Origin of the sequence: uncultured Roseibium sp., assembly GCF_963675095.2 — a bacterium.
In the GTDB taxonomy this organism is placed as follows: domain Bacteria; phylum Pseudomonadota; class Alphaproteobacteria; order Rhizobiales; family Stappiaceae; genus Roseibium.
In genome coordinates, this window is the sequence record NZ_CAXXSJ010000036.1 from 1 (window position 1) to 24,861 (window position 24,861).

Below are 24,861 nucleotides of genomic sequence, written 5' to 3' on the forward strand. Positions count from 1 at the left end.
AGTGCCTTTTGACCCTACGACACTTCGCCGCCGGGAGCCATCGGGTTCGGAGAGCCGCTCACTCCGCCTTTGTGCTAACCGGATATTTCTCCGGGCTGTGAATGTGCTCGGGCAGGACGCCGACGCCGATCACGGACGCCAGACGGTGCTGCAGGAATGGCATTCGGGAGGCGAGGCGCGCGGGAAGGGGCGGTTTGCTTGGCCTGGACGTCTCGAGTGCCGGGGCGATCAGCCGGTTCTGCGCCTGAACCTGGACGAACTGGGTCGCCTTGATCGGCCACAGGCGCCGCTCGCGCAACTTGGGCAGCAGCGGGTCGACGTTCTCTCCCGCCGCCAGAGGTCCTGCCAGCAGGTTGGCGGCTGCGACCGCGTCCTGTACCGCGAGATTGATGCCGACACCGCCGATGGGCGACATGGCATGGGCGCTGTCGCCGATCATCAGGAGGCCCGGCCGTGACCAGACCTTGAGCCGGTCCACGGTCACCGTGAGAAGCTTGACCGCGTTGAGGTCGATGACCGCGTCGATCAGCCCGGCCAGATGGGGCGCGGCGGTGACGACGACGGAACGGAAGTGCTCCAGCCCCCGGCCTTTCACCTCTTCCGCAGCGCCCTTGGGAATGACGAAGGCGCACTGGAAATAGTCGCCGCGATCAATGGTGATGACGACGCTGCCCTTGTTCATGTTGAACAGGGGCTCTTCCTCGTGGAAGCCCTCAGGGCGCGGCACCTTGAACCACAAGACGTCGATCGGAGCGCCGATGTCCTCCACCTCAAAGCCTGCCCGCTCGCGCACCCGCGAGCCGCGCCCGTCGGCGCCGATCACGACCTTGGCACGCACCTCCAGCGGCCCCGCCGGCGTCTCGGCGTGGACGCCCGCGACCCTGTCACCGTCGAAGATCAGGTCGGTGACTTCCGCGCTCTGGCGCAACTGGTAGGTCGGCAGCGGCCCTGCCACCGAATTCAGGAAATCGAGGAAATGCCACTGGGGCATCAGCGCGATGAACTTGCAGGTGGTGTCGCAATGGGAGAAGTCGGCCAGATGGACCAGCTCGTCGCCGAAGCGCGCCGACAGCCGGCTCAGCTTCTGGTGCGGCCGGGCGAGAAACGCCTCCAGAACGCCCAGCTCGTGCATCAGTTCCAGCGTGGAAGGGTGGACCGTGTCGCCCCTGAAATCCCTCAGGAAGTCGCCGTGCTTTTCAAGAACGACCGTTTTGGCACCGGCTCGGGCAAACAGAAGCCCCGCCATGACGCCCGCCGGCCCGCCGCCGACGACGCAACAATCGACATCCAGTTGATCGACCATTCAACCTGCTCCCGTGGCATTCAACGGCGTCGCTCGATCCGAGTCCGCTTCGATGCAGGCATCGGTAGCATCGACATAATTACCAATTCCGTAATGGTGCCGTCAGGGGGAGCTATGCGCTATGGGGCGGGGCAGGGCTTGGCATCATCCCTCAGGTTGTCATCCCTGTCTATCGAGGCACCCGGCTTGTTTAGTTTGGTGAGTTGGGTGTGAATGGGAGCGAGCGGAGCGCCGAGTCATCCCCGGTTGGTAAGAACCGTCGGCCAGCGTGGCGTCCGCTCGCGTACCCTAGTCATCCCGAACAGTTGCATGAGAGCCGTGATTGGCGGCGTCTCGCAGGACAAGGACGGGCGATGAGCACTCTACCACACTCCATTTTGTCCATCGACATCTCGAAAGACTATCTGGATACCGACGGCTGGCCCACAGTCTGGCGCCGCCGGATCCCTAACGATACCAGCGGCGTGGCATCGATCGTGAAGAGAGCACGCCAGCTTAAGGCGTTCGTCATCTTCGAAGCCACCAGCGTCTATGACCGCCGTTTGATGGCGGCGCTGGAAAAGGCGGGGCTTGCCTACCACCGGGCCAATCCGCGCAAGGCGCGCGAGTTCGCCAAGGCTGCAGGTTTCCTGGCCAAGACCGACCGCGTTGATGCCGCCATGCTGGCCGAATATGCCCGCCGGATCCCTCTTGCCGCGGCCGAGCCGCTCGCACCGGAACGCCAGGCTTTGCGCAGTCTCATCGACCGGCGCAACCAGCTCGTCACCATGCGCAAACAGGAGGCCACGCGCCTCAAGCAGGTGGACGATGCGGCGATCCGGGCCGAGATGGAGACCTTCCTCATCGAAATCTCGGACCGGGTCGCGGCCTATGAGCAGCAGATCAAGGTCCATCTCAAGACCCATCCCGAGCACGAGCATGTCGCCCGTCTTTTGTCTTCCGCCCCCGGAGTGGCTCTGGTGACGGCCGCCAGCCTCATTGCCTTTCTACCTGAATTGGGCAGGCGTTCGGCCAAGGCGATCACCGCACTGGTCGGTCTGGCGCCGTTGTCACGCGATTCCGGCCGATGGCGAGGACAGAGGCGCATCTGGGGTGGGCGCCGAAAGCTCCGCACGCTCCTCTTCCTGGCTGCTCGGCACGCGGCCAAGCATCCTGCATTTGCCGCCTTTGCAAAGCGTCTCGAAGACGCCGGCAAGCAAACAAAGAAGGTCCGTATCGCCGTTGCTCGCAAACTGCTCCTGGCCCTAAACGCCATGATCAGCGAAAATCGGCCCTTTATAGAGCAATCTGCTTGACAGGTCGCGATACAGTTGCTGGCCGCAGCGAAGCGGATAGCCGGGACCCATATGTGGACGGCCCCGTGGTTGCAAGGTTGAAGTTGGCAGGTGTTCCGGATCGCTTGCGGTCATATGTACGGCCTGCTTTGCGGCCGTTTTGCCGCTGGCCAAGATGGGTTCCGCAGCGGATGGGATCCAAACAGTACAGCGATATCGGCCTTGAAGCCGCCACTGGATCCCACGGTATTTCCCATCCGCCTCGGTTCGACCGAACACACCTTCTCATCTTCCCTCGCAAGTTCCTCTGTCGCGCCAGCCTGTCTTTGGCCGGGGCAAGTGTTTTGTCTATCGTCAGGCGAGTCCCGGTTGCTCCTTCGGTGACCGCGGGTGATAGGTTTCGCCGCTGACCATCAGCTTCCAGGCGATGCGCGCCAGCTTGTTGGCGAGCGCGACGGCAACCAGCTTGTGCGGCTTGTGACGACACAGTTTCTCCAACCAGGGCCAGGGCGTTTTGATCCTCCCCTGCCGGCACTGCAGCAGAACGGCGCTTGCGCCGGCAACCAGGGTGGCGCGCAGCATCTCGTCCCCGGCGCGGGTGATCACACCGAGCCGGTTCTTGCCTGCCGTGGAATGGTTTTTCGGCGTCAGGCCGAGCCAGGCAGAAAAATCGCGCCCCGATTTGAAGGCATGCGCGTTGCTCACCTTGATCGCCAGCAGGGTCGCACCAACCGGACCAATGCCCGGGATGCCGGCCAGCCGCTGGCTGAGTTCATCGGCACGGTGAAGCTCTCGCAGTTTTGCGTTGAGATCGGCTATCTCCTTGTCCACTCGCGCGTAGTCACGGACCAGCGTTTCGAACATATCCCGTGCCATCTCCGGCAGCGTCTCGTCCGCGCGGATCCGCTCGACAAGCCGGTCAAGCTGGAACAGGCCCTTCGGGGCAACCAGACCGAACTCTGCCGCAAAGCCGCGGATCGAATTGGAAAGCTGCGTACGCCGGCCAAGGAATTGCCCTCGCAGCTTCGCCAGCATCTGCGCAGCTTGCTGCTCTGGACTTTTCACCGGCACGAAGGTCCGGGCCAGCTTCGGACGGCTCATCGCCTCGCAGATCGCTTCCGCGTCCGCCGCGTCCGATTTGCTCCGCTGCACATAGGGCTTGACGTATTGCGGCGGGATCAGCGCGACCTCATGCCCCAACTTCCGTAACTCCCGAGCCCAATAATGCGAGGCTCCACAGGCCTCAAGGCCCACCTGCGCCGGAGGCAACCCGGCAAAAAAGTCGAGAACCTGACGACGGCGAAGCTTCTTGCTCAACACCGGATGGTCCCCAGCATCCACACCATGCAATTGAAAAACAGACTTGGACGTATCCATTCCAACGCGGCTAATATTCTTCATGGACGGCTCCATCGTTTGAGATCTTTAACAACCTCATTCTGGCACATCGATGCCGTAGGGGCCGTCCACCCCAACAGTAATCCGTGAGGCCTGTTGCTTGAGCCGCGAGGACACGGCGTACTGGGTCCCCGGTCGCGCTGCGCTTGCCGGGGATGACAACGGAGGGTGGGGGGGCTGACCGTTGCCCACTCACTCCGATGCCTGCGCCCCGGTCGTCATGTCCGGGTGCCAAATGATCCGGCATAGACCACATCCGCCTTTGCCGCATGGGCAGCAAAGTAGGGCACGGCATAGGTTCGGCCGAGGCGCGTCATGTATTCGCGCCGGACCGGATCAGCCGTTCTCTGCCGGCCGCGTTCCAGGGTAACGTCAAAGGGGGTGTCCACGAAGATTGCCGCATCGAGCCATTGGCGGACCGGAGCATGCAGCAGGAAAATACCGTCGCACAGCACCAGCGCCGGGCCTTCGGCGGGGAGTGTAAGCGCGTAGGTCTCGTCTAGTTCCCCGGTCTGCCGGTTCCAGCCGCGCGGATAGGAAAACGCCCGATTTTGTCTCAGGCTCGCGAGGGCCTGCCCGATTTCGGTCCAGGCATACCAGTGAACCGGGCTTTCTTCCGCCTCGGGCGATAGGCCGTCCGCCTGCGCCGCTGCGATCCGCGCCTCCCGTTCGCGAAGGCTGTATCTGGAAAACCGGTCGCAGACGAAATGGTGCGCGAGATCCGGATAGGTATCATGGATCCGCTTGCACAAGGTGGTCTTGCCGGCGCCCGCATGGCCGCAGACCCCGATGACGGCGGGCCGGCCGGAAGCGAGTGACTTTTCGATCAGCGTGTCCATTATGTCCAGGCGCGTCATCCCTTTGAAAACCACCGGTCACGGGCGCCGTCGGTGCAGGAAAGCTGTTCCCGAGTTTCGTCTCCGGAAAGCGTCCGGCTTCACCCTGTTGGTTGCCGTCAGTGGACGTAACGTTCCACGACGCCACGCAGGCTCAGGCCCTGGACGACGACGGTGAAGATCACGACCGCGTAGGTGGCGGCGAGCAGGACGGATTTTTCCGCGACCTCGGGCAGCGACAGGGCAAGGGCGATGGATATGCCGCCGCGCAGCCCGCCCCAGGTCAAGACTGGGATCGTGCCGCGGGTGAACACGTGGTTCGTGCTCAACAGCAGCACCGGCACCGCCACGGCAAAGAAGCGTGCGGCAAGCGCGATCGGCACCGCCAGCGCGACCAGCCAGCCGAAGGACGGGTCGAGGCGCAGGATGAGCACTTCAAGGCCGATGAGCAGGAACAGCACCGAGTTCAGGATCTCGTCGACCAGCGTCCAGAAGGCAAAAATGTAGCGCTCCGTCCGCTCGCTCATGGCGTCGTTCGGGCCACGGTGGCCGAGCAGGACGCCGGCGACGACGACGGCGATCGGGCCGCTCATGTGCAGCTTGCCGGCCAGCGCATAGGTGCCGGCGACCGCCGCCAGCGAGATCAGCACCTCGATCGTGTAGTCGTCGATGGCCCGCATCGCCCGGTAGGCGAGATAGCCGGCGGCAAGGCCAAGCACGGCGCCGCCGAGCGCCTCGACGAAGAACAGCTCGCCGATATGGATCAGATCGATGCCTTCGCCGGAGGCGCCGACCGCGGCCGCAAGCAGGACGGTGAAGATCACCACGCCGACGCCGTCGTTGAAGAGCGACTCGCCGGTCATTTCCGCCTCGAGGGTGGCGGGCACGCGCACGGTCTTCAGTGTCGACAGCACCGCCACCGGGTCGGTCGGGCTGATCAGGGCGCCGAACACCAGCGCCCAGGCAAAGGGAACGGGAGAGCCGAGCAGATCGGCCGCCAGCCAGAAGCCGGTGCCGACGATCCCGGTGGAAATCAGAACGCCGACCGTTGCCATGGTGCCGACGGTCCAGGCCCGGTGCCTCAACTGCTCGAAATCCACATGGAGCGCGCCGGCGAACAGCAGGAAGGCCAGCATGCCGTCGAGCACAGTGTCCTGGAAGTCGACCTGCCGGATGATGTCCGTGAGTTCCTCATAAAGGAGGATGTCGGGGAAGGCGAACTCGATCCCGATCAGCACCAGCGAGGCGACAAGCCCGATGACGAGCAGGCCGATGGTGTGCGGCAGGCGGACGAAGCGGTGATTGATCCAGGCGAAGACGGCGGTCAGCACCAGGAGCATGGAAATCAGATCGTAGACGGAAAGCATTATGAACCGGAGCTAGGCTGTGGTGACAATTTAATTATTTAAGCCAGAGCATAATGCTTGCGAGCTTGATGAAGCCGATGAAGTTTGCAGCGAGCTTATCGTATCGCGTAGCGATACGGCGCCATTGCTTGAGTTTGGCGAAGTAGCCTTCTATTCCCCACCGGTTCTTGTATGCGATTTGGTCGTAGTGATGCTGATGCTTGCGATGGCGGCGTGGCGGAATGATGGGCTCGCCGCCTTGTTCAAGAATAAGATCATGTAGACTGTCAGCGTCATAGGCGCGATCCGCAAGAACCTGCTGTGCATGCAGACCGCTCATGAGACGGCACGCGGGAGCCATGTCATTTTGTTGTCCCGGCCCGATATCGAAGCGAACCGGTAAGCCCAGTGCGTCCACTACTGCGTGGATCTTCGTTCCAAAGCCGCCCCGGGAGCGTCCAAGGGCCTGGGCTTCAGATCCCCCCTTTTGCGCGCTCCGCCCGCGGCTTGGGCATGTGCTCTTATGACGGTCGCGTCGATTGCCAGCCACTCCATGTCCGGCTCACGGGCGATCGCCTCGAATATGCGCTCAAAGACACCAGCTTCAATCCAGCGATAGTAACGCCGTTTGGCTGTCTGATAGGGACCGAACCTGTCCTCTGGCAAATCTTTCCAGCGGGCGCCTGAGCGAGCGAGCCATAAGATCGCATTAAAGAAACGACGTCCGTCACTGCGCGGACCGCGCCGCCCCTGCCGGCCACCCGGAACAAATTCCCGAAGCCGCTCCCATTGATCGTCCCGAAGTATCTCGCCTTCCACACCAGCCTCCAAAAGCCAGTGTTGAATCTGATTTGTCGACCTTTGGGAATCTCCAATTCCTTAAATTGTCACTACAGCCTAGAGCATATCCATTGAATGTTAGTTCATTTGATGCCGAAAAGCAGTTCACTTGGCAAGACGCGTCGCGAAGGGCGATGCGGTGCATCGTTCAAGCGGCGCAACGCTGCCGATGGGCTGCTTTCCGGCACCCGAAGGGCCGGGCTCTTTAGCCCGCTGACTGCGTTGGCTCTCGCTTATGGTGGGTTAGCACCATGGCGCGCAAGCCGCCTTGTCAGCAGACAAAAGCGCTCCGGTCAAATGATCCAACATTCAATGGATATGCTCTAAGAAAAGGAATGCCGCGCGGGCGAACCTATTAAAGCACCGCGCGGCCGAAGCGCGCAACGAGAATGCCGGAACCGACCGGCAGCACGACGCTGTCCATGCCCACCGTGGCGCGGACCGCATCCGCGAAGTCGAGATGCTGTTCCTGGCCGTCGCGCAGCATGTTGTCGGCGACCAGAATGGCGCCCGGCGCAAGCGTTGGCTTGAGCAACTCATAGCTGGGCAGATAAAGATCCTTCCAGTGGTCGATCAGGACGAAATCCCAGGGGCCGGACAGGTCCCGCTGGATCTCCAGCGCATCGCCGATCCGAAAGTCGACCGCATCTGCCAAACCCGCCTTTTCCGACATCTGCCGGGCGAAGGCGGATTTCTCCTCATACTTCTCGACCGTCGTCAGCCGGCCGCCGGCGGTCTTCGCGGCGGAAGCGAGCCAGAGCGTGGAATAGCCGAACGAGGTGCCCAGCTCCAGGATCCGCGGCGCCTTGAGACTGCGAGCGAGCACCGCGAGCAGCTGGCCGGTCTCCTTGCCGACGGGCATGAAACGCTCACGCCCGTCGTTGAACGGTGTCCCGTCCAGGGTCCGCGCCTGCTCCTCGATCAGCCGGTGGTATTCGTCGAGAACGGCGGAAAAGCGGGCGTCGTCGGTCATCTTTACTCTTCTGCTCTACTGGAACATGGCCTGGGGGATCATCAGGGCGATCGCCGGAAAGGCGACGATGGTCGCCAGGCAGGCCGCCATGGCGAGCCAGAACGGCAGCACGCCCTTGAAGATCGTGCCCATGGGCACGTCTCCGGCCACGCTTTTGACCACGAACACGTTCAGGCCCACGGGTGGCGTGATCATGCCCATTTCGATGACGATCACGGCGACCACCCCGAACCAGATCGGGTCGAAGCCCAGTGCGGTGACGATCGGGAAGAAGATCGGGATCGTGACCACGAGCATGGCGAGCCCGTCCATGAACATGCCGAGCACCAGATAGGCGATGACGATCATCAGCAGCACGCCGTAGGGGCCGAGGCCCGCGGAGGTCATCGCTTCGCCGAGCGTTGCCGGCAGATGGGTGAGGGCCAGGAACGGGTTGAGGATGCCGGCCCCGATCACGATCAGATAGAGCATCGCGGTGGTGCGCACGGTGTCGACCACGGCCTTGACCAGGTCGTCGCCCTTCAGCTTGCCGGTGAAGAGCGCCATCAGGATGACGAGCCCGGCGCCGACGCCGGCCGCTTCCACGGGGGTGAACACGCCGAGATAGATGCCGCCGATCGAGACGACGATCACGATCAGGAGCGGTGCGGCGCGCAGCAGGGCGGTGAACCGCCTGGCGAAGGGCACGGCCTCTCCGGGGCGTCCGGCTTCCGGGTCGACCAGGGTGATCAGACCGACGGCGATCATGAAGAAGGCGGTCAGCAGAATGCCCGGCAGGATGCCGGCCATGAACAGCTGGCCGATGCTTTCTTCCGTCAGGATGGCGTAGAGGACGAAGCCGGTCGACGGCGGAATGAGAAAGCCGAGCGTGCCGCCGGCCGCTATCGACCCGGTAGCGAGCGCGTCGGAATAGCCGAAGCGTTTCATTTCCGGCAGGGCGACCTTGCCGATGGTCACGGCGGTCGCGACCGACGAACCGCTGACGGCGGCAAACGCCGCGCAGCCGACGATCGAGGCCGAGGCAAGCCCGCCGCGCAGCCAGCCGACCCAGGCGAAGGCGGCTTCATAGAGACGGCTGCTGAAACCCGCCACCGAGGCGATGTTGCCCATCAGGATGAACAGCGGCACCACGGTCAGGGAATAGTTCGAGGTGGCCGAGAAGGTCTCGGTGACGAGCAGGGCATTGGCGGAACGGTCGCCGTTGAGGATGACGGTTCCGAAATAGCCGACGGCGAGCATCGCCATGCCGACCGGCATGCGCAGGATCATCAGGATGAACATTGCGCCCAGGCCGCTGAGGCCGATCATGAAGTCACTCACCGCGACCAGCTCCTGCACGAAGGATGTCTATGAGTTGGAGAAGAAGCACGAGGGCATAAAGAGCCGCGCCCGCAACCAGCAGTCCGTAGAACGGCCACAGCGGGATCTCCAGCATGTTGGTGGCGTCGCCGAATTCCGCGGCGTCCGCCAGTTTCGCCCAGGACCGCAGGGCCAGCATCGACAGGATATAGATCGAGATGCCGCGGGACAGGATGTCTCCGAGCAGGCGGCCGTAACGGCCGATCTTCTCGTCGAACACGTCCACGCGAATGTGGATCTCGTCGCGTGCCGCTATCGGCATCGCCAGCATCACCAGCACCACCGAGGCGAGCTGGATGACTTCGTTGCTGCCCAGGATCGGGGCCTCGAACACATAGCGCATGATCACGCCGGCAAAGGTCGCGATCAGGAGCAGGCCCAGGGCCAGCGACGACAGGAGGGTCAGCAGGCGAACGGCCCATTCGACGACTGTCGAACGGGCCAGTTCCTGTTTTGCGGTCCGCACGGTCGGGTTACTCGCCCTTCAGCGCCGCGACATAGGCCGATGCATCGAGGCCGTCGGCATCCGCATCGGCGATCACCTTGGCAACGACCGGGGCGGAAGCCTCGTTGAACTTGGCGGCTTCCGCGTCGGCCAGGACGATCACTTCCTTGCCTTCCGCGGCTTTGAAGCCGGCAAGGGCCTTGTCCGCGACGCCGAGCCAGGCCTTGTTGCCGTTCAGGGCGGCCGTCTTGCCGGCCTCGAGCACGACCTTCTGCTGGTCTTCGCTCAGGTCCTTGAAGCTGTCGCGGTTCATGATCAGGAAGAAGCTGGAGATGGTCGTGTCCATGCCCATGGTGACATACTTGGTCACTTCGGCCAGCTTGAACGCGCCGAGCGCGGTCGCATCGATCATGGCGCCGTCGATCACGCCGGTCTGCATGGCGTTGTAGATTTCCGGAGCCGGCATGGAAACCGGCGTCGCGCCCCAGGCTTCGACCACGAGGCCGGCATTGCGCGACGGCACGCGGATCTTCAGGCCCTTCATGTCTTCAAGCGACCGGATCGGCTTTTCCGCGGTGAACAGCAGGTTCGGCGCGTTGTTCCAGAGCGCCAGCAGCGCCACACGGCGGTATTCCTTGGCGAGCATGTCGGAGTTGGCCTGCACCTTCGCCGTGCCGGTTTCCGCGTCGATGACGCCGGGAAGCTCGCTCAGAAGGGTCTTGGGGAAGTTTGCGGCGGTGTAACCCGGCAGACCGAAGGAGATGTCGGTCACACCGTCGACGGCGCGGTTATACTGCTCCTTGGGGCCCGGGCCGAGTTCGCCGCCCATGAACACGGTGACGGTCACGTCGCCGTTGGTGCCTGCCTTGATGGCCTCTGCCATGGGCGTGTAGACCTGCTCGACGACGAAGTGGCTCGGCGGCTGGAAGTCGGCAAGCTTCAGTTCGGCGGCCGAAGCGGCGGACGCCGAAAAAACGAGCGCGGCCGCGAGAGCGGAACGGAGTGTCCGGGTTTTCATCGCATTTCCTCCTTGTGGTGGATTGTACCGATTGTCGGGAGTTCAGGGGTCCGGTCGCGCGCCGTGTCACAGGCCGCCCGGTGAAGGGGAAAACTGGAGACTGCTGTCGGTGGGTTTCCCATTCGGACCCTTGTTTCCAATTCTGATCTGGCTCCTGATAGCGACCGGCCGGTGAGGGCAGAAATTGATTATCCGCCCCGCCTATTCAAAAAGCGTAGAGCCGGCCACGGTGTCCCGATGAGGGAAATTCCCGCACAGATTGAACGTTTTGGAGAGAAAGGCGGACGCCTGACAGGCGCCGGAGCCTCCGTTGATGCGGGCCATAAGCAACTCTCCCGTTCGGAACCAAACCCCGGAGGAGCACCCCATCTCAGGTGTTCACGATCCTGGCCGAACCCGGCCTGCCGGAACTGCGCGGTCCTCCTCCGCGCCTTACGCTTTTGCAGAGCTCTCGCCGTCAGGCAACACGCGGTTCCGACACGCAGCGTTCATATTTTTGGACGATGGGGTGGAGCGGCCGGATTTCGGGAACGATGCACGGGATCGGTGAGGGGGGGGCAGCTGTTGGGTGTTCCCTGTCTGGCAGGCGGGATCACGGAAAGCGCCGCGCTCTTCCCATTGTCGTGATGGGCCGTTGGCCTGTGTTATGCTGTCGGTCGTGGGCTTGCTTCAGTCCCGGGTGGCACACGGCATCCGGGGTCGGTTCCGAACTTGAATGGAAAGGACTGCCATGCCCAGCCCGACGATCAGAACCCGCATCTCGTCGCTCGCCCTTGCCGCGCTCACCGGCATCGCGACGGTCGGAGTGTCCGCCATCCCCGGCGAGGCGGCACAGACCGCCAGTAGCTACTGTTTTCGCGACAGCAAAAAGGTGAACGTCCTCGCCGGCGATCCCAGGCGCGGCTTTTACGCCTATCCGGCGGGCCGTTCAGGAAATTCCCTTTATTATCGCCGCGTCGGCAATACCAACCGCTATGTCGGGGAAACCGGAGCCATCTACACCCTGTTCCGTAACGGCACCGCCACCTGGACCGACGGCCGGCGCATCATCCACCTCTACAGATGCGGCTGAGAGTGTCTGCGTATCGGCGCCACCTGAAGTCCTGACACCGCCAGAAGCGCTTTCCTAAAATTCGAGCTTGACCCTGACACTAGCGTCAACCGGCTAACCCCGGCTCGGCGCGCAGGACGCGCATGTGTCAATCAGGGAAAAGCGAAGATGAGTGAACAGACGGACTGGCAGGGCAAGGTGGCCATCGTGACGGGCGGAAGCTCGGGCATCGGGGAAGCCACCGCGCTGGCGTTGGCGGAGCGGGGCGCGAACGTGGTCATCACCGGACGGGACGAGGCGAAGCTTGCCCGTGTGGCCGACAGGAGCGGTGCCGCAAAGAGCGCGGCCATCGAACCGGTGCAGGCCGACAGCGCGGACCCGACCGGCAGCCGGCGGGTTGTCGAGGCGGCGATGGATCGGTGGGGCCGGCTGGATCTGGTGGTCAACAATGCCGGGGCGGGCAAGCCGCTGCCCATCGATGCCTATGATGCGGAGACACTCGCGGAAATCTGCGCGGTGAACATCGTTGCCCCGTCGCTTCTGATGAAGGAGGCGCAGGCGGCCTTGCGGGAAACGAAAGGCGCGGTCGTCAACATCGGAACGGCCGTCTCCCGGAACGCCGCGCCGGGCCTCGCCCACTATGCGGCCACCAAGGCGGCCCTGGAACATCTGACGCGCTCCTGGGCCATCGAGCTTGCGGGGGACGGCATCCGGGTGAACGCGGTCTCTCCCGGCCCGGTCAAGAGCGGTGCCCTGACGGGCATGATGGGGCTTTCACCGCAAGTCGCCCAATCCATCGAGGAGACCGAGGCGGCCCAGGTCCCGTTGGGACGGCGCGGGGTCACCGCCGATCTCGTGCCGTGGATCCTGAGGCTCGGCAGCTCCGCCAATGAATGGCTCACCGCCCAGGTGATCACCATCGACGGCGGATGGTCGCTGCGGAGCTAGACCGCTTTCTTGAAAACGGGGATTGACCCTTACATTAGTGTGGTGGATTTGAAATTTGCCTTATCTCGACAGCGGATACCGGAGCGGATTTCAAATCCGAAAACCACACTAGAAATATATACTTGCTAGTCACCCCTTTGAATCTGAAGTTCGTTCGGAGCAAGCCGGGAAATGAGACGAACTTCAGATCCGGGTGACTGGTGTCAAGGTTCTAAACAGGGTCAGGAACCTCGTGGAAAGGAGCCGGAATGCAGATCAGGGAAGCAGCCGAACGGCTTGGCATCACCGAGCGCATGCTGCGCCACTACGAAAAGGCGGGCCTCATGGAAGCCCGCCGCGCGGACAACGGCTATCGCAGCTACACCGACGCCGACCTGCGCCGCGCGGCCCGGATCCGCGATCTCATCGCCACGGGCTTTTCAACCCGCGAAGTCCTCGCCATGGCGCCCTGCCTCTCCGACGAGGGCGCGGGCCCGTGCGAGGACGGCATTCCGCAACTGCTGAACAAGCTGGACCAGATCGACCGGCTCAGAGCCGATCTGGATGCGAAACGGGAGGCTGTCCTCGACCGACTCGCCGTGCTCCGGGAGGCGGTTTCGACCGAGAGCCACGCGACGCGTGTCCCTTCGAAAAGGGCGACCAACAAGAATCCAAGCATGTTTCGCTAGATTTCACGCGACGGAAGCGTCGGCCTCAGGTCATCGATAATGTCGCGCTCGAATGGGTGCATGTTCGAAGTCTCTGACGTATCGGCGGCGACAACGAGTGCGAGCGCTTGATCCAAAGTTTCTGGTTGCACAGCGCCAATAGCGAGACGTCGAGCGGTTTCCACCGGAACGCCATACTCGTCCAAAGCGAATAGGTTTGCATTTATGAAGAGGCTACTGGCCCGTGCTGCAAACAAGCTATAATCTCCTACCTCCTTGCGACCATTCCGCGTCAGTACCTCGTGCTGAATATTGCTTATCGTCATCAAACTCCGTGGAAATGTATAACTAACATATCGGCGCATGAACTGCAGCGCTTGCTCTACAGCCTCACTGACTGATTGGAAGAAGGCCTTGTTGGACACTCGGTGCTCAATATAGTTGCGGAATGATTCCGCATACTGCAAGCGGTCAAGCTCTGCCTTCAACCCAATTCCCGAAGTGATGCCGTAACGATTCAGAGCCGCGCCATCGAGATGTCGGTGTATCAATTCGCATGACTTTAGCAGCTGGAAAGGCTTAGGCATGTCCGACCAGACCAGAGAATCTTCCAAATATACGAGATCCCGGACAATCTCCGCGTGGATCGCATACTGATCGTCGAGTGGAACATGGCGGTTGAGCCGTAATGTTTCCATTGAGAGCGGGCTTTCTGCCGCAATGTACTCAAGCCGCCGCTTCGATACGGGGGCAAGGTTATTCTCATCGAGGTCGAGAATTAGCGAAGTTGGAGTTTGCTCGTCCTGTTTGCCAACTGCGACCTCTACAGACAGCGGCTCATCTATAGGCGCTTCTTCGAGAACGAAAACCTTTCCGACAAAGTATTTCCGCATTCTGCCGGCCCTGCCCGCGATGTTACGGAAGGTGAAGTTGTTGAACGCCGTCGTTTTGACGCGCCGGTCGTAGATGATCACGTTTTCTGCGACCGTGTTTATGCCTTCGATTAGGGTTGACGTGCAGATGATCAAACGGATCTCGCCTGCGTCGAACGCCCGAACAAGAAATTGCTGAATGGCCCTTGGAACGTTGCCATGATGAATCCCGATGCCGTGCTTTAACGCACGTGCGACCACCCATTCCTCTGGAAACTCGCGCTCTAGCCAATCTACAGCAGCGGAAGTCGAGGGGGTTTGTTCGAAACCTCCATGCTCAAGAAGGTGCTCCGCCAACTGCGACGCTCGAGGAGGGGATTGGCAGTAGACAAGCGTAGGCGATTGTAGCGTGTTGCAGAGTTCAACGAGCTTGTCTTTTCGTTTATCGCTGTTGTCCGGATAATTGAACTGGATGATATCCAGTGCGACGGTAGAAAATTCTGATGGAACGAAAACGTGATCGAATCTGCCGGCGATGCCTCCAACCGCACTGATGTGTGGCCCAATGAGATAGAATTGGGACCCTTGGTCGGCCAGTCGATTGAAGACAAGATTTAGGTCAACAGCCCGCTCGGTGTCTTTCTCGTTTATCTCGAGTTTGTAAAATTCATCAATCACAAAAAAATCTACAGCGGCAAGATCCTTCCTTGCGAGAGCCCGCTCTTGGGTAAGCACGAACACAACAGGTCGACTGAAGTCTGTCTCTTGTGTCGGGTGAGTGATGATGTCGTGTGAGTGTCCGAAACGCCTGCCAAGGCGACGTCGCGTTTCATCAATGAGCGCGATCGTTGGAACTATGATAGCAATCGCCTTGTGACGCTTAGTCGCTATAACCGCATCCACAATTAAACTTTTTCCAACACTCGTTGTGGCGCTAAGAACAACGTTCCGGCCAGCCATCAGATCGCCAAATATCTGTAATTGCAGCGTATGGAAAAGAATGTCTTCTCCTGGAATGGGCGCTTTATGCGCTTCGAAGAGATAGTAATCCTCTAGTGATGTGTTCTGAGAGGGGTCTGCGTATGGGAGTAGGCCAACCGCGCGAACCAATCCATCTAAGAGGGGCAAGAAATCTGACCGAACGCGATCCCCGAGACCCAGCATGCGAATCACAAGTTCTCTTGCGCTCGCTTGTGACGCCTTATCATTCGCGAGCCCGCTAATTGTCTGAAGCGCATCGAACGTCTGTTCCGGCGATAATGTATCTGCAGATAGCAGATGTCGTAGTTCTTCCACGCTCATCGGTTGTGCCTCAATGCATCATTGAACATCCGTGTGAGAGTGTCGATGCATTCTACCGGCACCAAGAAGATGTGAATTCTAAAATCCCGGAACTCAGAGGAAACCCCTGTTTTCACCGCTTCATACATCTCATCGGCCTCGTCGCGCAGATGGTCGATATAATCGGCCGTGAACCCCGTCGAGAGCACGGCGCTATCATAAGCGATCAATATGGGTACGTGCAGCACAGACAATAGGTCGTCGATCTTGCCGTGGGCTGCCATTGATCGCCCAAGATTGTGATCGCTCAGGTGTTGGGGATGGCGCAGTTGAAGAATCAACTTGCGCTCACGTTTCAGCACATCCTTATCGACTGCTGTTTCGAGTGCGGACGCAATTGCGGATGGAAGCCCATCTCGGTCTGCAGCTTTAGATATCTGCGTTTGCCCAAGCCAGAGTTGATCGCCATCCTCATCTAGAATCACATGAGCACTACTGAAAGCAAGTGTTCCAGCGTTCATGTGAAATATTTTGCAGGCTATGGGCTCAGATTTATGGTGGTGCCTCAAGATCGCGTGAAGCATCAACTCAGACAATAGCGTCTGTGATGTCAATTGGCCGTGCGAGGCACATTCTGCGATCGCCCTTGGCAAAATAGTTTGTGCTGTGAGGTGGTCGAACGTGGATAGAATTTCCGGCGAGAGAGCAACTTCGGGTATCCAATCGATTAAATAATCTGTGAGTTCACTGTACCGCCACTCGCCTCCATCATATTCTACGTCGTAGGCTGACAATGATCGATTGATTGATGGTTCGGCCTTTAAGTGGAACGCTGAAAAGAACTCGTTTGTTTTAACCCGGTAAACTTTGAGAATTCGCCGCGTTTCAGCCGCAAATACTTCGATCTGTTGGTTCCACCAGCGTACTGCAGTAGCTCTAGGAATGCACTTCTTTGCTGGTTCAGACACGCGTGAAGCATCACCAGCATCTATGACCATGCTAAGAAGCGCCGAATATGAAGCTTCGACCTCGCTAAAATTCGGACGCTCCCCGTCTCGACCAGCAAGCTTGAGAAGCTCCAATTTGTTTCGATCAGCCAACTTATCCATGCTGTGTTCGACTTGCCAAAGCAAGCATCGGGCCCAATCTGCCAAGGTGCGCTGGTTCTTAGATTTAAATCCCGGATATTTCTTCAGGAATGGCGCCGTAGCGAGGGCCATTGAATCTGCAGAGTCGGCTCGATTGCTTCTTGGGATCTTAAAATGAGCGAGGTTTCCTCTGGGCTCCCTAACGGTTACGAGCCGAAATAGCGGTGCTTCATCGTGTGCATCGCAATTAAGTGACCGCTCAGCAATCGAGGTGCCAGGCCGGTTTTTGTCGCGGTCGGTAAGTTCCTTAACGCTCCATTTAGTATCGCCATCCGTGGTTTTTACTTGTACGTACTCATTGATGGCAACGTCATCAATAATCCATCTAATAGTCACATCATCCGCAGTCTCGCATTCGATCTGTAACATCGACGGGTCACTGAGCATGTCGATGACGAAGCTCGCGGCGACGTGATCCTGATGCTTTTGACCGCGGCGGCCAGCCACACCACCCGCATCTGAAGCGTTGGCAGCGTTTATAAGGCTATTAGGCGGCATAGGAAGGAACTAACTCCAAATTTACTACACGGTATGATTGAACAGATGGCTTCTGTTGTGCAACAGTCAAGTTTCGTAATGTTGCTTGCGTAAACAATTCACAGGAATAGCCTTTTATGGTGAGGAAACCAGTTAGACTCGCAAATGGGAAAGAATGGCCTTCGCGTGGTGATGCTATTAGTTATTTTAGAGAACTTCGAGACCGCTACCCCGTCGGTGCACCAATTCTGGATTGTTCAGATCATGAAGATCTGCTCGCGCTTCTTGAACGATATGATCTCGCGATTACGGACGGTCCGCCAAAAATCGGAGCGGGAGTGGATCATTTTGAAACTCGTATCAACATCACCAATGGCGGTCGCAACGTAGGTTTCTGGGCTATTCGCGTCGACGGTACCGAAACCGATTTCAGTTTTATCCGAGCGGTTAACGAGACGCCGAAGCGAGAGCTCGAACAACTTGTAGACGCTTGCCGGGAAGCAGTGTTTCCCGAGATACAAAGCGCAAAAAACCACTATTTTGCTGTCCACGGTGACGAAACAGGCCGCGTGGTTTGCAGGCTGACGGGCGAGGCAATTTCTTTGCACGAGTGCGCGCTTGAGTATGTGGGGGCCCGCTTTAGTCAACTTGTGAAGAACTACGCTGATGCCCAAGGTTGGGGCACGGCTATTCCGGCGGGGATCGTATCGCAGCCAGCTGATGCTCAGACTGAGAGCATCTTTATCAGCAGAGAACATCAAGAAGGTTTTTGTCGATTTCATCGCGCTGTAGCGAAGATTCGGGTCGTCAGCAAAGCAGCCCGTGTGTCGAGGTCGGTTGCGCCAGCGCCTTTGATCGAAGAGCGCTTCCTCGAACTATAAAGTTCTCCATTAGCCTTTCACACTGACTCTTCGCGGAGGCAGTCGGTTTCGTAATCCCCGGCCGGATCCGGGTGCGCGCTTGCCAACCGCTGCCCGGCTGGCCTATCCATTGAAGCGGGCAACGCTGCCGGTGCCGCGCAACCAGGCCGGGTCCGGTTTGGGTGTGGGACCACGACGAGAGCCCAAGTCGCCACATGCAAGATGATGAGCTTCGAGCCAAACCGCCGCAGAACGGGCGTCAGGAGAATAAGGTCATGAAAGTAAAAAAGATTTCCGATCTGATCGACTGGACCCGGGCCATGCACACGCGGCTTGCCGAGCGGATGGCCGACGGGTCGGCGCATCATGAGCAGGAGATGGCCAAGATGCTGCTGTCCTATCTTGCCGACCACGAAACGGCCCTGGCGAAAATGATCGACGGCTTCGAGCAGCACGCCGATACCAAGGCCCTGAATACCTGGGTCTACGACTATCTGGAGCACAAGCCGATCGATCTTCTCCGCAGCAGCGATACGCCTTTCGCGGACATGGACTTCGACGAGATCTGCAAGTCGATGTTCGACGTTCACAACCAGGCGATCGATCTCTACCGCGAATTGCACGGGCGCGTCGATATTCCCGAAGCGAAGGAGCTGCTTCAGGCCCTCCTGGATATGGAAGAGCATGAGACCATGCGTCTCGCTCAGCAGACGAACCGCATGCGGGATATGTAAAGGGTCGTCCGGTCGGGGAAAAATTCAAAGTCCCTGACGCCTGAAACCCGTGACGGCCTGAACCCGGTCCCGCGGCAAGGCGCGCCCGCCAAACTGGTTCTTATCCACTGCTGTCCGGCCTACTTGCGAAGTCTTTCGTCAAGCATCTGAGATAGCATGGGTTTTCCTGCTCCGAATTAAAGTGGACACGAAAAACAGTTCCGCCCACTCCCGTCTCCCCCCTTGAGGGGGAGATGTCGGCCCTAGCCGACAGAGGGGGGTGAAACGGTGCCGCATTTTCTCAAAAAGCCGAATTTTCCGAGGGGCTTACACCCCCCTCTGTCTCCTGACGGAGACATCTCCCCCTCAAGGGGGGAGAGGAAAACCAGCGGATCAATCGGGAATTCAAATCCTACGCGGTTAAACCGGACACCCGTGGTTCGCTTTACTCTTCCCCCTTCAAAAACGGCACCAGTGCCTCCGCCAGCGCTTCCGGGTTGCTCAGCTGCGGCGCGTGGCCGGTGGTGAGCGTCTTGACGATGGCGCCGGGGACCAGCTCCTGCATCCGGCGTTGGGCCAGCAGCACGACGGAGCGGTCGTCGGTGGCTTCCACGTAGAGGCGGGGCAGGGTGCCGAAGCGGGCAGGGGTCAGCTCGGACAGGATGGCCCGGGCGCCTTCGGCCTGGGGCGTGAGTTTTTGCGCCGCCGCCATGGCGACGTCTTCGGGCACGTCGTTGAAGAAGATCGCCGCGGCCTCTTCCGGCGGGACGGTGCTCGACAGGCCGTCGTCCGAATAGACGATGCGATCGCTGATGCCTTTGGAAAAGCCGGGCTGGCCTTCCAGCGACTTTTGCAGCTCGCCGAAATTCATCCCCGACGGCAGCATCATGCCGGCCACATAGGCGATGCGGTTGACCCGGTCGCCGAAGCGCTCGCCGGCCGCACTGGCGACGACCCCGCCGCCGGAATGGCCGACGAGGGACACCGGCCGGCCGATCTTGGAGAGCACGCCGTCCAGATAGTCGAGGCAGGTCTCAAGGGTGATCTCGGATGCCGGCACGGTTTCCGTGCCGCTGCCCGGCAGGTCGACCGCGTGGGCCTCCAGCCCCGCCGCCTCAAGCAGCGGCATCAGGTGCGCCCAGCCCCAGCTTCCCTGCCACGCTCCGTGGATCAGGACGACGGGATCAGCCATAGGACTTCTTGTACATGTTCATCAGGTGGCCCTCGACCGTGATCGGTGCGTATTTCGGCTCCTCGCCGGGCTTCAGACAGGTGGGGATGCAGGTCACTTCGAAGTCGGCGTCGCCGTCGTAGAAGTAAGGCACGGAATAGCGCTCGCGGCCCGAGGCGTTGACCACCCGGTGCAGGGTCGACTTGTAGAGATCGTTGGTCCAGTGGGCGAGCGCATCGCCCAGATTGACCACGAAGGTGCCCGGCACCGGGTCCGCGTGGAGCCATTCGCCGGTGTTCTTGTCGAACACCTGCAGGCCGCCGACATCGTCCTGGAGCAACAGGGTCAGCGCGCCCCAGTCCGTATGGGCGCCGGCGCCCTTTTCGTTCGGCTCGGCGTTTTCCCGCTGGGGCGGGTAGTGCAGCAGGCGCAGCGTTGCGACCGGATCCCGGTTGAAGATCTCGAAATAGTCCTCGTCCAGATCGAGCGACAGGGCGATGCCCTTCATCAGCCGCTGCGACAGCCGGCGCATGGCCTCGAAATAGGCGGCCATGGTCGGCTCGAAGCCGGGCAGGCCTTCCGGCCAGACATTGGGGCCGCGGTTGAACCGGCCGGTGACCACGCGCGGGTCGTCCGCGGGCAGTTCCAGGCCGATGTAATAGCCTTCCTTGCGGTCCGGCGGCGTGCCGGCTTCCAAGACCTGGCCGCCGAGCACCTCGTAGCCGCGGTTGGCCTTGGAGACCTTGGATTTCTCGATTTTGAGCTTGGTGTCTTCCGGCTGGTCGAAGAAGGCTTTCGTTTCGCCAAAGACCGCGTCGATCAACCCTTGGGGAATGCCGTGGCCGGCGCAATAGAAGAAGCCCTTGTCTTCGCAGGCGGCGCGCAGTTGCGCACCCACGGCCTTGCGCTTTTCGAAATCGGGCGAGCAAAGATCGGAGACGTCGACGATCGGCAGGGCGTCTCCGGCGACGCGTTTGGCATCGAGGGAAGTGTTCATGGCCAACTCCTGACGGAATGAATGGAATGCAGGACGGGACGGCCCCGAGCGAGGCCGTCCCGCCAGGACATTAAAGGGCGTTGGCGGTGACGCGCTGCCACAGATAGTCTTTTGCCGTGATCGGGTCGTACTTCTTGCCCGGGCCCTGGATGATCGCATCCTTGTTGGCCTGGCAGAAGAACGGCAGCGAGTAGCGCGGGCCCAGATATTCGTCCTCGCGCGGCATGCGCACCCGGTGCAGGGTCGACTGCAGCTTGTCATCGCTCCAGCGCATCAGCATGTCGCCGATGTTGCAGGTGACGACGCCCGGCAGCGGCGGCACGTCGGTCCATTCCAGTTCGCCGCCCGTGGCTTCCTTGCCGGGGCAGAGCTGCAGGCCGCCCTGGCCGGGGCGCTGGTGCAGCAGCGTCAGGCAGTCGAAGTCGGTATGGGCGCCCGCGCGCCAGCCGGTGAAATCCTCCGGCTTGGCGTTTTCCATGGCCATGTAATGGATCAGGCGCAGGGTGCTCTGGTACTCCGGCGACAACGGATCATGGGCCTCGGTGAAGAAGTCGGGCGCAAAGCCGAGCTTCAGCGCGAAGCAGGACAGCACCTTCATGCCGAGCGCCCAGTTGGCGCGCTCGAACGCCAGCATGACGGCCTTGAAGCCCGGCAGTTCCTCGCCGGTCGGCCACAGCGGCGCCATGCGCGGCGTGGTGATCTGGTAGGATTCCTTGTTGTCGGCGGTGCCGGTGGAGGGGCGCACCTGGGCCTTGTATTCCCAGCCCGAGTTGGTTCCCTTTTCCAGCGGGTACTTGGCCTTCACGTCCATCGGCAGGTTGAAGAACCGCTCGGTGAATTCGAAGGCCTCGTCGATCTGCGACTGGGGGATGCCGTGGTTGATCAGCTGGAAGAAACCGATCTCGGTGGAAGCTTTCCAGAGCTGGTCGGCGATCTCTTCCTTGCGCGCCTCGAAATTGCTCAGGTCGATCTGCGGCACGTCGCGTGCCTTTTCCCGGCCCATGCCGCCGAAGGTGGTTTCCTTGTCCAGTTCGGCAAGGGAATAGGTGGTCTTTGCCCGTGTCTGGGCTGTTGTCGTTTCCATTGTGGATCTCCAATACGTAAATGCGGCGTTTCCGCTAGCGTGAAGGAGCAATGACCCGCGCCGGATGGCGTTGACTGCTTCTACTCCCTTCCTTCGGGACGGGCGCTCCCGAATATGACCCGATCTATCTCCTGTGTCTTATCCTGTGTGAGCCCGGCGGGAGCGGATCCAGCCGAAAGCTTTAGATTTTCTCCTTCGGCAGGCTCCAGGGGAACCAGATCTTCTGCACGGCAACCACGATCTGGAACAGGACCAGCGACATCAGCACCAGGATGACGAGCCCGGCCCAGGCCTGCTGGACCTTGAACATGGAGGTCGAGAACTGGATGAAGTAGCCCAGCCCCTTGTCCGCCGCGACGAATTCCGCGACCACCGCGCCGATGACGGCGAGCGTGACCGAGATCTTCAGCGCGGAGAAGATGTAGGGGATCGCGAAGGGCAGGCGGATCTGGCTGATCTCGCGCCACACCGGCGCCCGCAGGCTGCGCGACAGCTCGATCAGCTCCGGCGGTGTGGCCATCAGGCCTGTCGTCGTGGAGACGACCAGCGGGAAGAAGGTGATCAGGCAGGTGATGACCACCCGAGGCAGATCGCCGGAGCCGAGCGCCACGATGATGATCGGGGCAACCGCGACCACCGGCGTGGACTGCACCACGACCAGGATCGGATAGACCGCCCGCGACAGCACCGGGGAGCGGGCCAGCGCGATGGCGATCGGGATCGCGACGAAGATCGAGGCGAAATAGCCGATCAGCGCGACCCGCAGCGTGCCCCATACATGCGCCAGCCAGCGCGAGGTGTCGATGCTGTCGAACCCGCCCAGAATGCGGCTCGGGGCCGGCAGAATGTAAGACGGGATCGAAAACAGATGGCAGGAGATCTCCCAGACCGCGATGATCGCAACGAAGGTCCCGACCGGCAATAGGCCGGGCGAGGCCAGCGCCCGCGCCATCAGCGACGGCTTCGCTAAAGGCGCTTCAGGCGGCGCGCTTGAGGAGGAGACTGCGGAGGTGTCCGACATAGTCATGCATCATCTTGTTGTTGCTCGTCTCCATGCTGCGGGGACGAGGCAGGTCGATTGTCAGGTTTTCCACGATGGAGCCGGGACGCTCGCCCATGACGAGGACGCGGTCGGCCAGCAGCACCGCTTCGCTGATCGAATGGGTGATGAACATCACCGTCTTCGGCCGGTCTTCCCAGATGCGCAGCAGTTCGAACCCCATTTCCTCGCGGGTCAGCGCGTCAAGCGCGGAGAACGGCTCGTCCATCAGCAGGATGTCCGGATCCATGAACAGGGCGCGGGCGATCCCGACGCGCTGCTGCATGCCGCCGGAGAGTTCGTCCGGAAGGCGGTTTTCAAAGCCCTTCAGGTTGACCTTTTCCAGAAGCTTGCGGGCTGTCTCCCGATCCGCGGCCGAGACGCTGCCGGTCTTGTGGCGCACGGGGAAGACGACATTGTCCTCGATCGACGCCCAGGGCAGGAGCGTTGGCCGCTGAAAGACGATGCCGATATCGTCGCGTGGCTCACTGATCTGCAGCCCGAAGACCTCGACCTTGCCGCTGGTGGGTTTCAACAGTCCAGACGTCAGGCGCAGCAAGGTGGACTTGCCGCAGCCCGACGGCCCAAGGACCGCCACGAATTCGTGGCGGTCGATGGACATGTCGACGTGTCTGAGCGCTTCCACCGTTCCGGACTTGGTCTGGAAGACCTGCCCAACATCGGAAAAGCGGATCGCTGCCGGTGTCGTCGTCATAAGGTTCAGCTCTCCGGCAGGAAGGAGCGGTCGACGACGGTTTCCGGATCGAGCGCCGCCTTGTCGAGGCCCTGAGCCGCGGAAACGCGATCCCAGGTCGCAGCCAGGCGATCGGCCTTCAGGACGCCGAGGCCGTCCTTCTCGGTGACGTCGTTGAATTCCAGCACCATCGTGTCGTTGATCGCGCCTTCGATGTCGGCAACGGAGAGTTCCGGAACCTGGGCGACCATGGCAACGGCCGCTTCATGCGGGTTGGCTTTGACGTATTCCAGCGACTTCTTGAACGCCTTGACGAAGCGCTTGGCGACGTCCGGACGCTCGCTCAGGAACTTGTCGGAGGCGAGCAGCGACGCGGAGTAGAGTTCCAGGCCGGCCGCATCCCACGGGAAGGCCATGATTTCCTTACCGGCCGACTTGGCCTGGTTGGTGAAGATGGCAACGTTGGTCATCCAGGCGATGATGACATCGGTGGAACCGGTCATCAGCATCGGGCCGAGCGCGCCCGGATCCGACTTGGTCAGCGTGATGTCGGCTTCGGACATGCCGACGTCCTTCAGGACCAGCGGCAGGAACACGTTGGACGAGGTGAACGGGGAGGTGGCGACCTGCTTGCCCTTGATATCCTCGATCTTCTCGATACCGCTGTCCTTCAGCACGAAGAAGGCGTGCGGGCCCTTGTTGAAGATGGACATGACGGCGGTGATCGGCACGCCTTCGGTAACCTTGGCAGCCATCAGGGCGCCAATATCAGCGGAACCGATGTCGGAAACACCGGTCGAAAGCTTGGTGATCGCCTCGGAAGACCCGCGGCCCGGCTCGACCTTGACCTCGATGCCTTCCTCGGCGCAGAAGCCCTTTTCGATGCAGACATAGACCGGGGCCTTGTCGCCGCCCGGCAGCCAGTCGAGCTGGAAGGTGACCGTGTCGGCCGCCTGCGCTGCCGTGATCGTGCCGGCAACCGCGATCGCTCCGGCGGCAAGTGTCTTGAGTTTGTTCATTGCCATATTCGCAAATCCTCGTTGAAATATTATCCGATCCGCAAGCGGGGCCGGGCCATCGCGGTGCG

23 protein-coding genes are annotated in these 24,861 nt (G+C 60.9%); 6 read left to right on the forward strand and 17 right to left on the reverse strand.

The features are described from left to right. Window positions 1–58: 58 nt before the first annotated feature. The gene (locus tag ABIN98_RS14060; protein WP_346910891.1) at window positions 59–1,303 is read right to left on the reverse strand and encodes an FAD-dependent oxidoreductase; all 1,245 of its coding nucleotides are present in this window, start codon (window positions 1,301–1,303) and stop codon (window positions 59–61) included. A 353-nt stretch (window positions 1,304–1,656) separates the two neighbouring features. Between ABIN98_RS14060 and ABIN98_RS14065 the strand changes: the two genes are divergently transcribed. Further along, complete coding sequence (locus ABIN98_RS14065; RefSeq protein WP_346906329.1) at window positions 1,657–2,598, forward strand: IS110 family transposase; 942 nt, start codon at window positions 1,657–1,659, stop codon at window positions 2,596–2,598. A gap of 333 nt (window positions 2,599–2,931) precedes the next feature. Here ABIN98_RS14065 and ABIN98_RS14070 read toward each other — a convergent pair whose 3' ends face one another. From ABIN98_RS14070 to ABIN98_RS14105, 8 genes are all read right to left on the reverse strand, one after another. After that, window positions 2,932–3,978 (reverse strand): IS110 family transposase, encoded by a 1,047-nt coding sequence (locus tag ABIN98_RS14070; protein ID WP_346907814.1) that lies wholly within the window; start codon window positions 3,976–3,978, stop codon window positions 2,932–2,934. Between the two features lie 215 nt (window positions 3,979–4,193). After that, window positions 4,194–4,832: an NB-ARC domain-containing protein gene (locus tag ABIN98_RS14075; protein ID WP_346910893.1), complete on the reverse strand. Its 639-nt coding sequence runs from the start codon at window positions 4,830–4,832 to the stop codon at window positions 4,194–4,196. A gap of 98 nt (window positions 4,833–4,930) precedes the next feature. Then, the gene (locus ABIN98_RS14080; protein ID WP_346910895.1) at window positions 4,931–6,178 is read right to left on the reverse strand and encodes a sodium:proton antiporter; all 1,248 of its coding nucleotides are present in this window, start codon (window positions 6,176–6,178) and stop codon (window positions 4,931–4,933) included. Between the two features lie 34 nt (window positions 6,179–6,212). Continuing rightward, window positions 6,213–6,976, reverse strand: a protein-coding gene (locus ABIN98_RS14085; RefSeq protein ID WP_346907107.1) for an IS5 family transposase whose coding sequence is annotated in 2 segments (ribosomal slippage) — window positions 6,213–6,646 and window positions 6,646–6,976 — 765 coding nt in all. Because the reading frame shifts where the segments join, the coding sequence is not laid out codon by codon here. A 376-nt stretch (window positions 6,977–7,352) separates the two neighbouring features. Continuing rightward, window positions 7,353–7,970, reverse strand: coding sequence for an O-methyltransferase (locus ABIN98_RS14090; protein ID WP_346910896.1), 618 nt, complete (start codon window positions 7,968–7,970; stop codon window positions 7,353–7,355). A gap of 15 nt (window positions 7,971–7,985) precedes the next feature. After that, a complete protein-coding gene (locus ABIN98_RS14095) occupies window positions 7,986–9,290 on the reverse strand; it encodes a TRAP transporter large permease (protein ID WP_346910898.1) in 1,305 nt (434 codons plus the stop codon). Then, window positions 9,283–9,795, reverse strand: a complete 513-nt coding sequence (locus ABIN98_RS14100) for a TRAP transporter small permease (protein ID WP_346910900.1) — start codon at window positions 9,793–9,795, stop codon at window positions 9,283–9,285. The genes ABIN98_RS14095 and ABIN98_RS14100 overlap by 8 nt, the downstream gene beginning before the upstream one ends. A gap of 7 nt (window positions 9,796–9,802) precedes the next feature. Then, complete coding sequence (locus ABIN98_RS14105; protein ID WP_346910902.1) at window positions 9,803–10,792, reverse strand: TRAP transporter substrate-binding protein; 990 nt, start codon at window positions 10,790–10,792, stop codon at window positions 9,803–9,805. A 730-nt stretch (window positions 10,793–11,522) separates the two neighbouring features. On the opposite strand from ABIN98_RS14105, the gene ABIN98_RS14110 reads away from it, so the two are divergent. The 3 genes from ABIN98_RS14110 (at window position 11,523) to ABIN98_RS14120 (ending at window position 13,459) form a co-directional block, all read left to right on the forward strand. After that, window positions 11,523–11,864 (forward strand): hypothetical protein, encoded by a 342-nt coding sequence (locus ABIN98_RS14110; protein ID WP_346910904.1) that lies wholly within the window; start codon window positions 11,523–11,525, stop codon window positions 11,862–11,864. Window positions 11,865–12,011: 147 nt separating this feature from the next. Then, window positions 12,012–12,791 (forward strand): SDR family oxidoreductase, encoded by a 780-nt coding sequence (locus ABIN98_RS14115; RefSeq protein ID WP_346910906.1) that lies wholly within the window; start codon window positions 12,012–12,014, stop codon window positions 12,789–12,791. A 248-nt stretch (window positions 12,792–13,039) separates the two neighbouring features. Then, window positions 13,040–13,459, forward strand: a complete 420-nt coding sequence (locus ABIN98_RS14120) for a MerR family transcriptional regulator (protein WP_346910908.1) — start codon at window positions 13,040–13,042, stop codon at window positions 13,457–13,459. On the opposite strand, the gene ABIN98_RS14125 is transcribed toward ABIN98_RS14120, so the two are convergent. Continuing rightward, the gene (locus tag ABIN98_RS14125) at window positions 13,456–15,612 is read right to left on the reverse strand and encodes a DEAD/DEAH box helicase (RefSeq protein ID WP_346910910.1); all 2,157 of its coding nucleotides are present in this window, start codon (window positions 15,610–15,612) and stop codon (window positions 13,456–13,458) included. The genes ABIN98_RS14120 and ABIN98_RS14125 overlap by 4 nt on opposite strands. After that, window positions 15,609–17,237, reverse strand: coding sequence for a Hachiman antiphage defense system protein HamA (locus ABIN98_RS14130; RefSeq protein WP_346910911.1), 1,629 nt, complete (start codon window positions 17,235–17,237; stop codon window positions 15,609–15,611). Before ABIN98_RS14130 ends, ABIN98_RS14125 begins: the two co-directional genes overlap by 4 nt. Window positions 17,238–17,353: 116 nt before the next feature. Between ABIN98_RS14130 and ABIN98_RS14135 the strand changes: the two genes are divergently transcribed. Beyond that, window positions 17,354–18,097, forward strand: a complete 744-nt coding sequence (locus tag ABIN98_RS14135) for a DUF3223 domain-containing protein (protein WP_346910913.1) — start codon at window positions 17,354–17,356, stop codon at window positions 18,095–18,097. A 254-nt stretch (window positions 18,098–18,351) separates the two neighbouring features. After that, a complete protein-coding gene (locus tag ABIN98_RS14140) occupies window positions 18,352–18,810 on the forward strand; it encodes an ATPase (RefSeq protein WP_346910915.1) in 459 nt (152 codons plus the stop codon). A 424-nt stretch (window positions 18,811–19,234) separates the two neighbouring features. Here the strand turns inward: ABIN98_RS14140 and ABIN98_RS14145 are convergent, their stop codons facing one another. From ABIN98_RS14145 to ABIN98_RS14170, 6 genes are all read right to left on the reverse strand, one after another. Beyond that, window positions 19,235–19,981, reverse strand: coding sequence for an alpha/beta fold hydrolase (locus ABIN98_RS14145; RefSeq protein ID WP_346910917.1), 747 nt, complete (start codon window positions 19,979–19,981; stop codon window positions 19,235–19,237). Beyond that, the gene (locus ABIN98_RS14150) at window positions 19,974–20,957 is read right to left on the reverse strand and encodes a 2-oxoglutarate and iron-dependent oxygenase domain-containing protein (RefSeq protein WP_346910918.1); all 984 of its coding nucleotides are present in this window, start codon (window positions 20,955–20,957) and stop codon (window positions 19,974–19,976) included. The genes ABIN98_RS14145 and ABIN98_RS14150 overlap by 8 nt, the downstream gene beginning before the upstream one ends. A gap of 70 nt (window positions 20,958–21,027) precedes the next feature. Then, complete coding sequence (locus tag ABIN98_RS14155; RefSeq protein ID WP_346910920.1) at window positions 21,028–22,041, reverse strand: 2-oxoglutarate and iron-dependent oxygenase domain-containing protein; 1,014 nt, start codon at window positions 22,039–22,041, stop codon at window positions 21,028–21,030. A gap of 181 nt (window positions 22,042–22,222) precedes the next feature. Beyond that, window positions 22,223–23,068: an ABC transporter permease gene (locus ABIN98_RS14160; protein ID WP_346910921.1), complete on the reverse strand. Its 846-nt coding sequence runs from the start codon at window positions 23,066–23,068 to the stop codon at window positions 22,223–22,225. Beyond that, window positions 23,019–23,795, reverse strand: a complete 777-nt coding sequence (locus ABIN98_RS14165; RefSeq protein ID WP_346910923.1) for an ABC transporter ATP-binding protein — start codon at window positions 23,793–23,795, stop codon at window positions 23,019–23,021. Before ABIN98_RS14165 ends, ABIN98_RS14160 begins: the two co-directional genes overlap by 50 nt. A gap of 5 nt (window positions 23,796–23,800) precedes the next feature. Beyond that, entirely contained in the window at window positions 23,801–24,799 is a 999-nt protein-coding gene (locus ABIN98_RS14170; RefSeq protein WP_394701505.1) for an ABC transporter substrate-binding protein, read from the reverse strand. Between the last annotated feature and the right edge of the window lie 62 nt (window positions 24,800–24,861).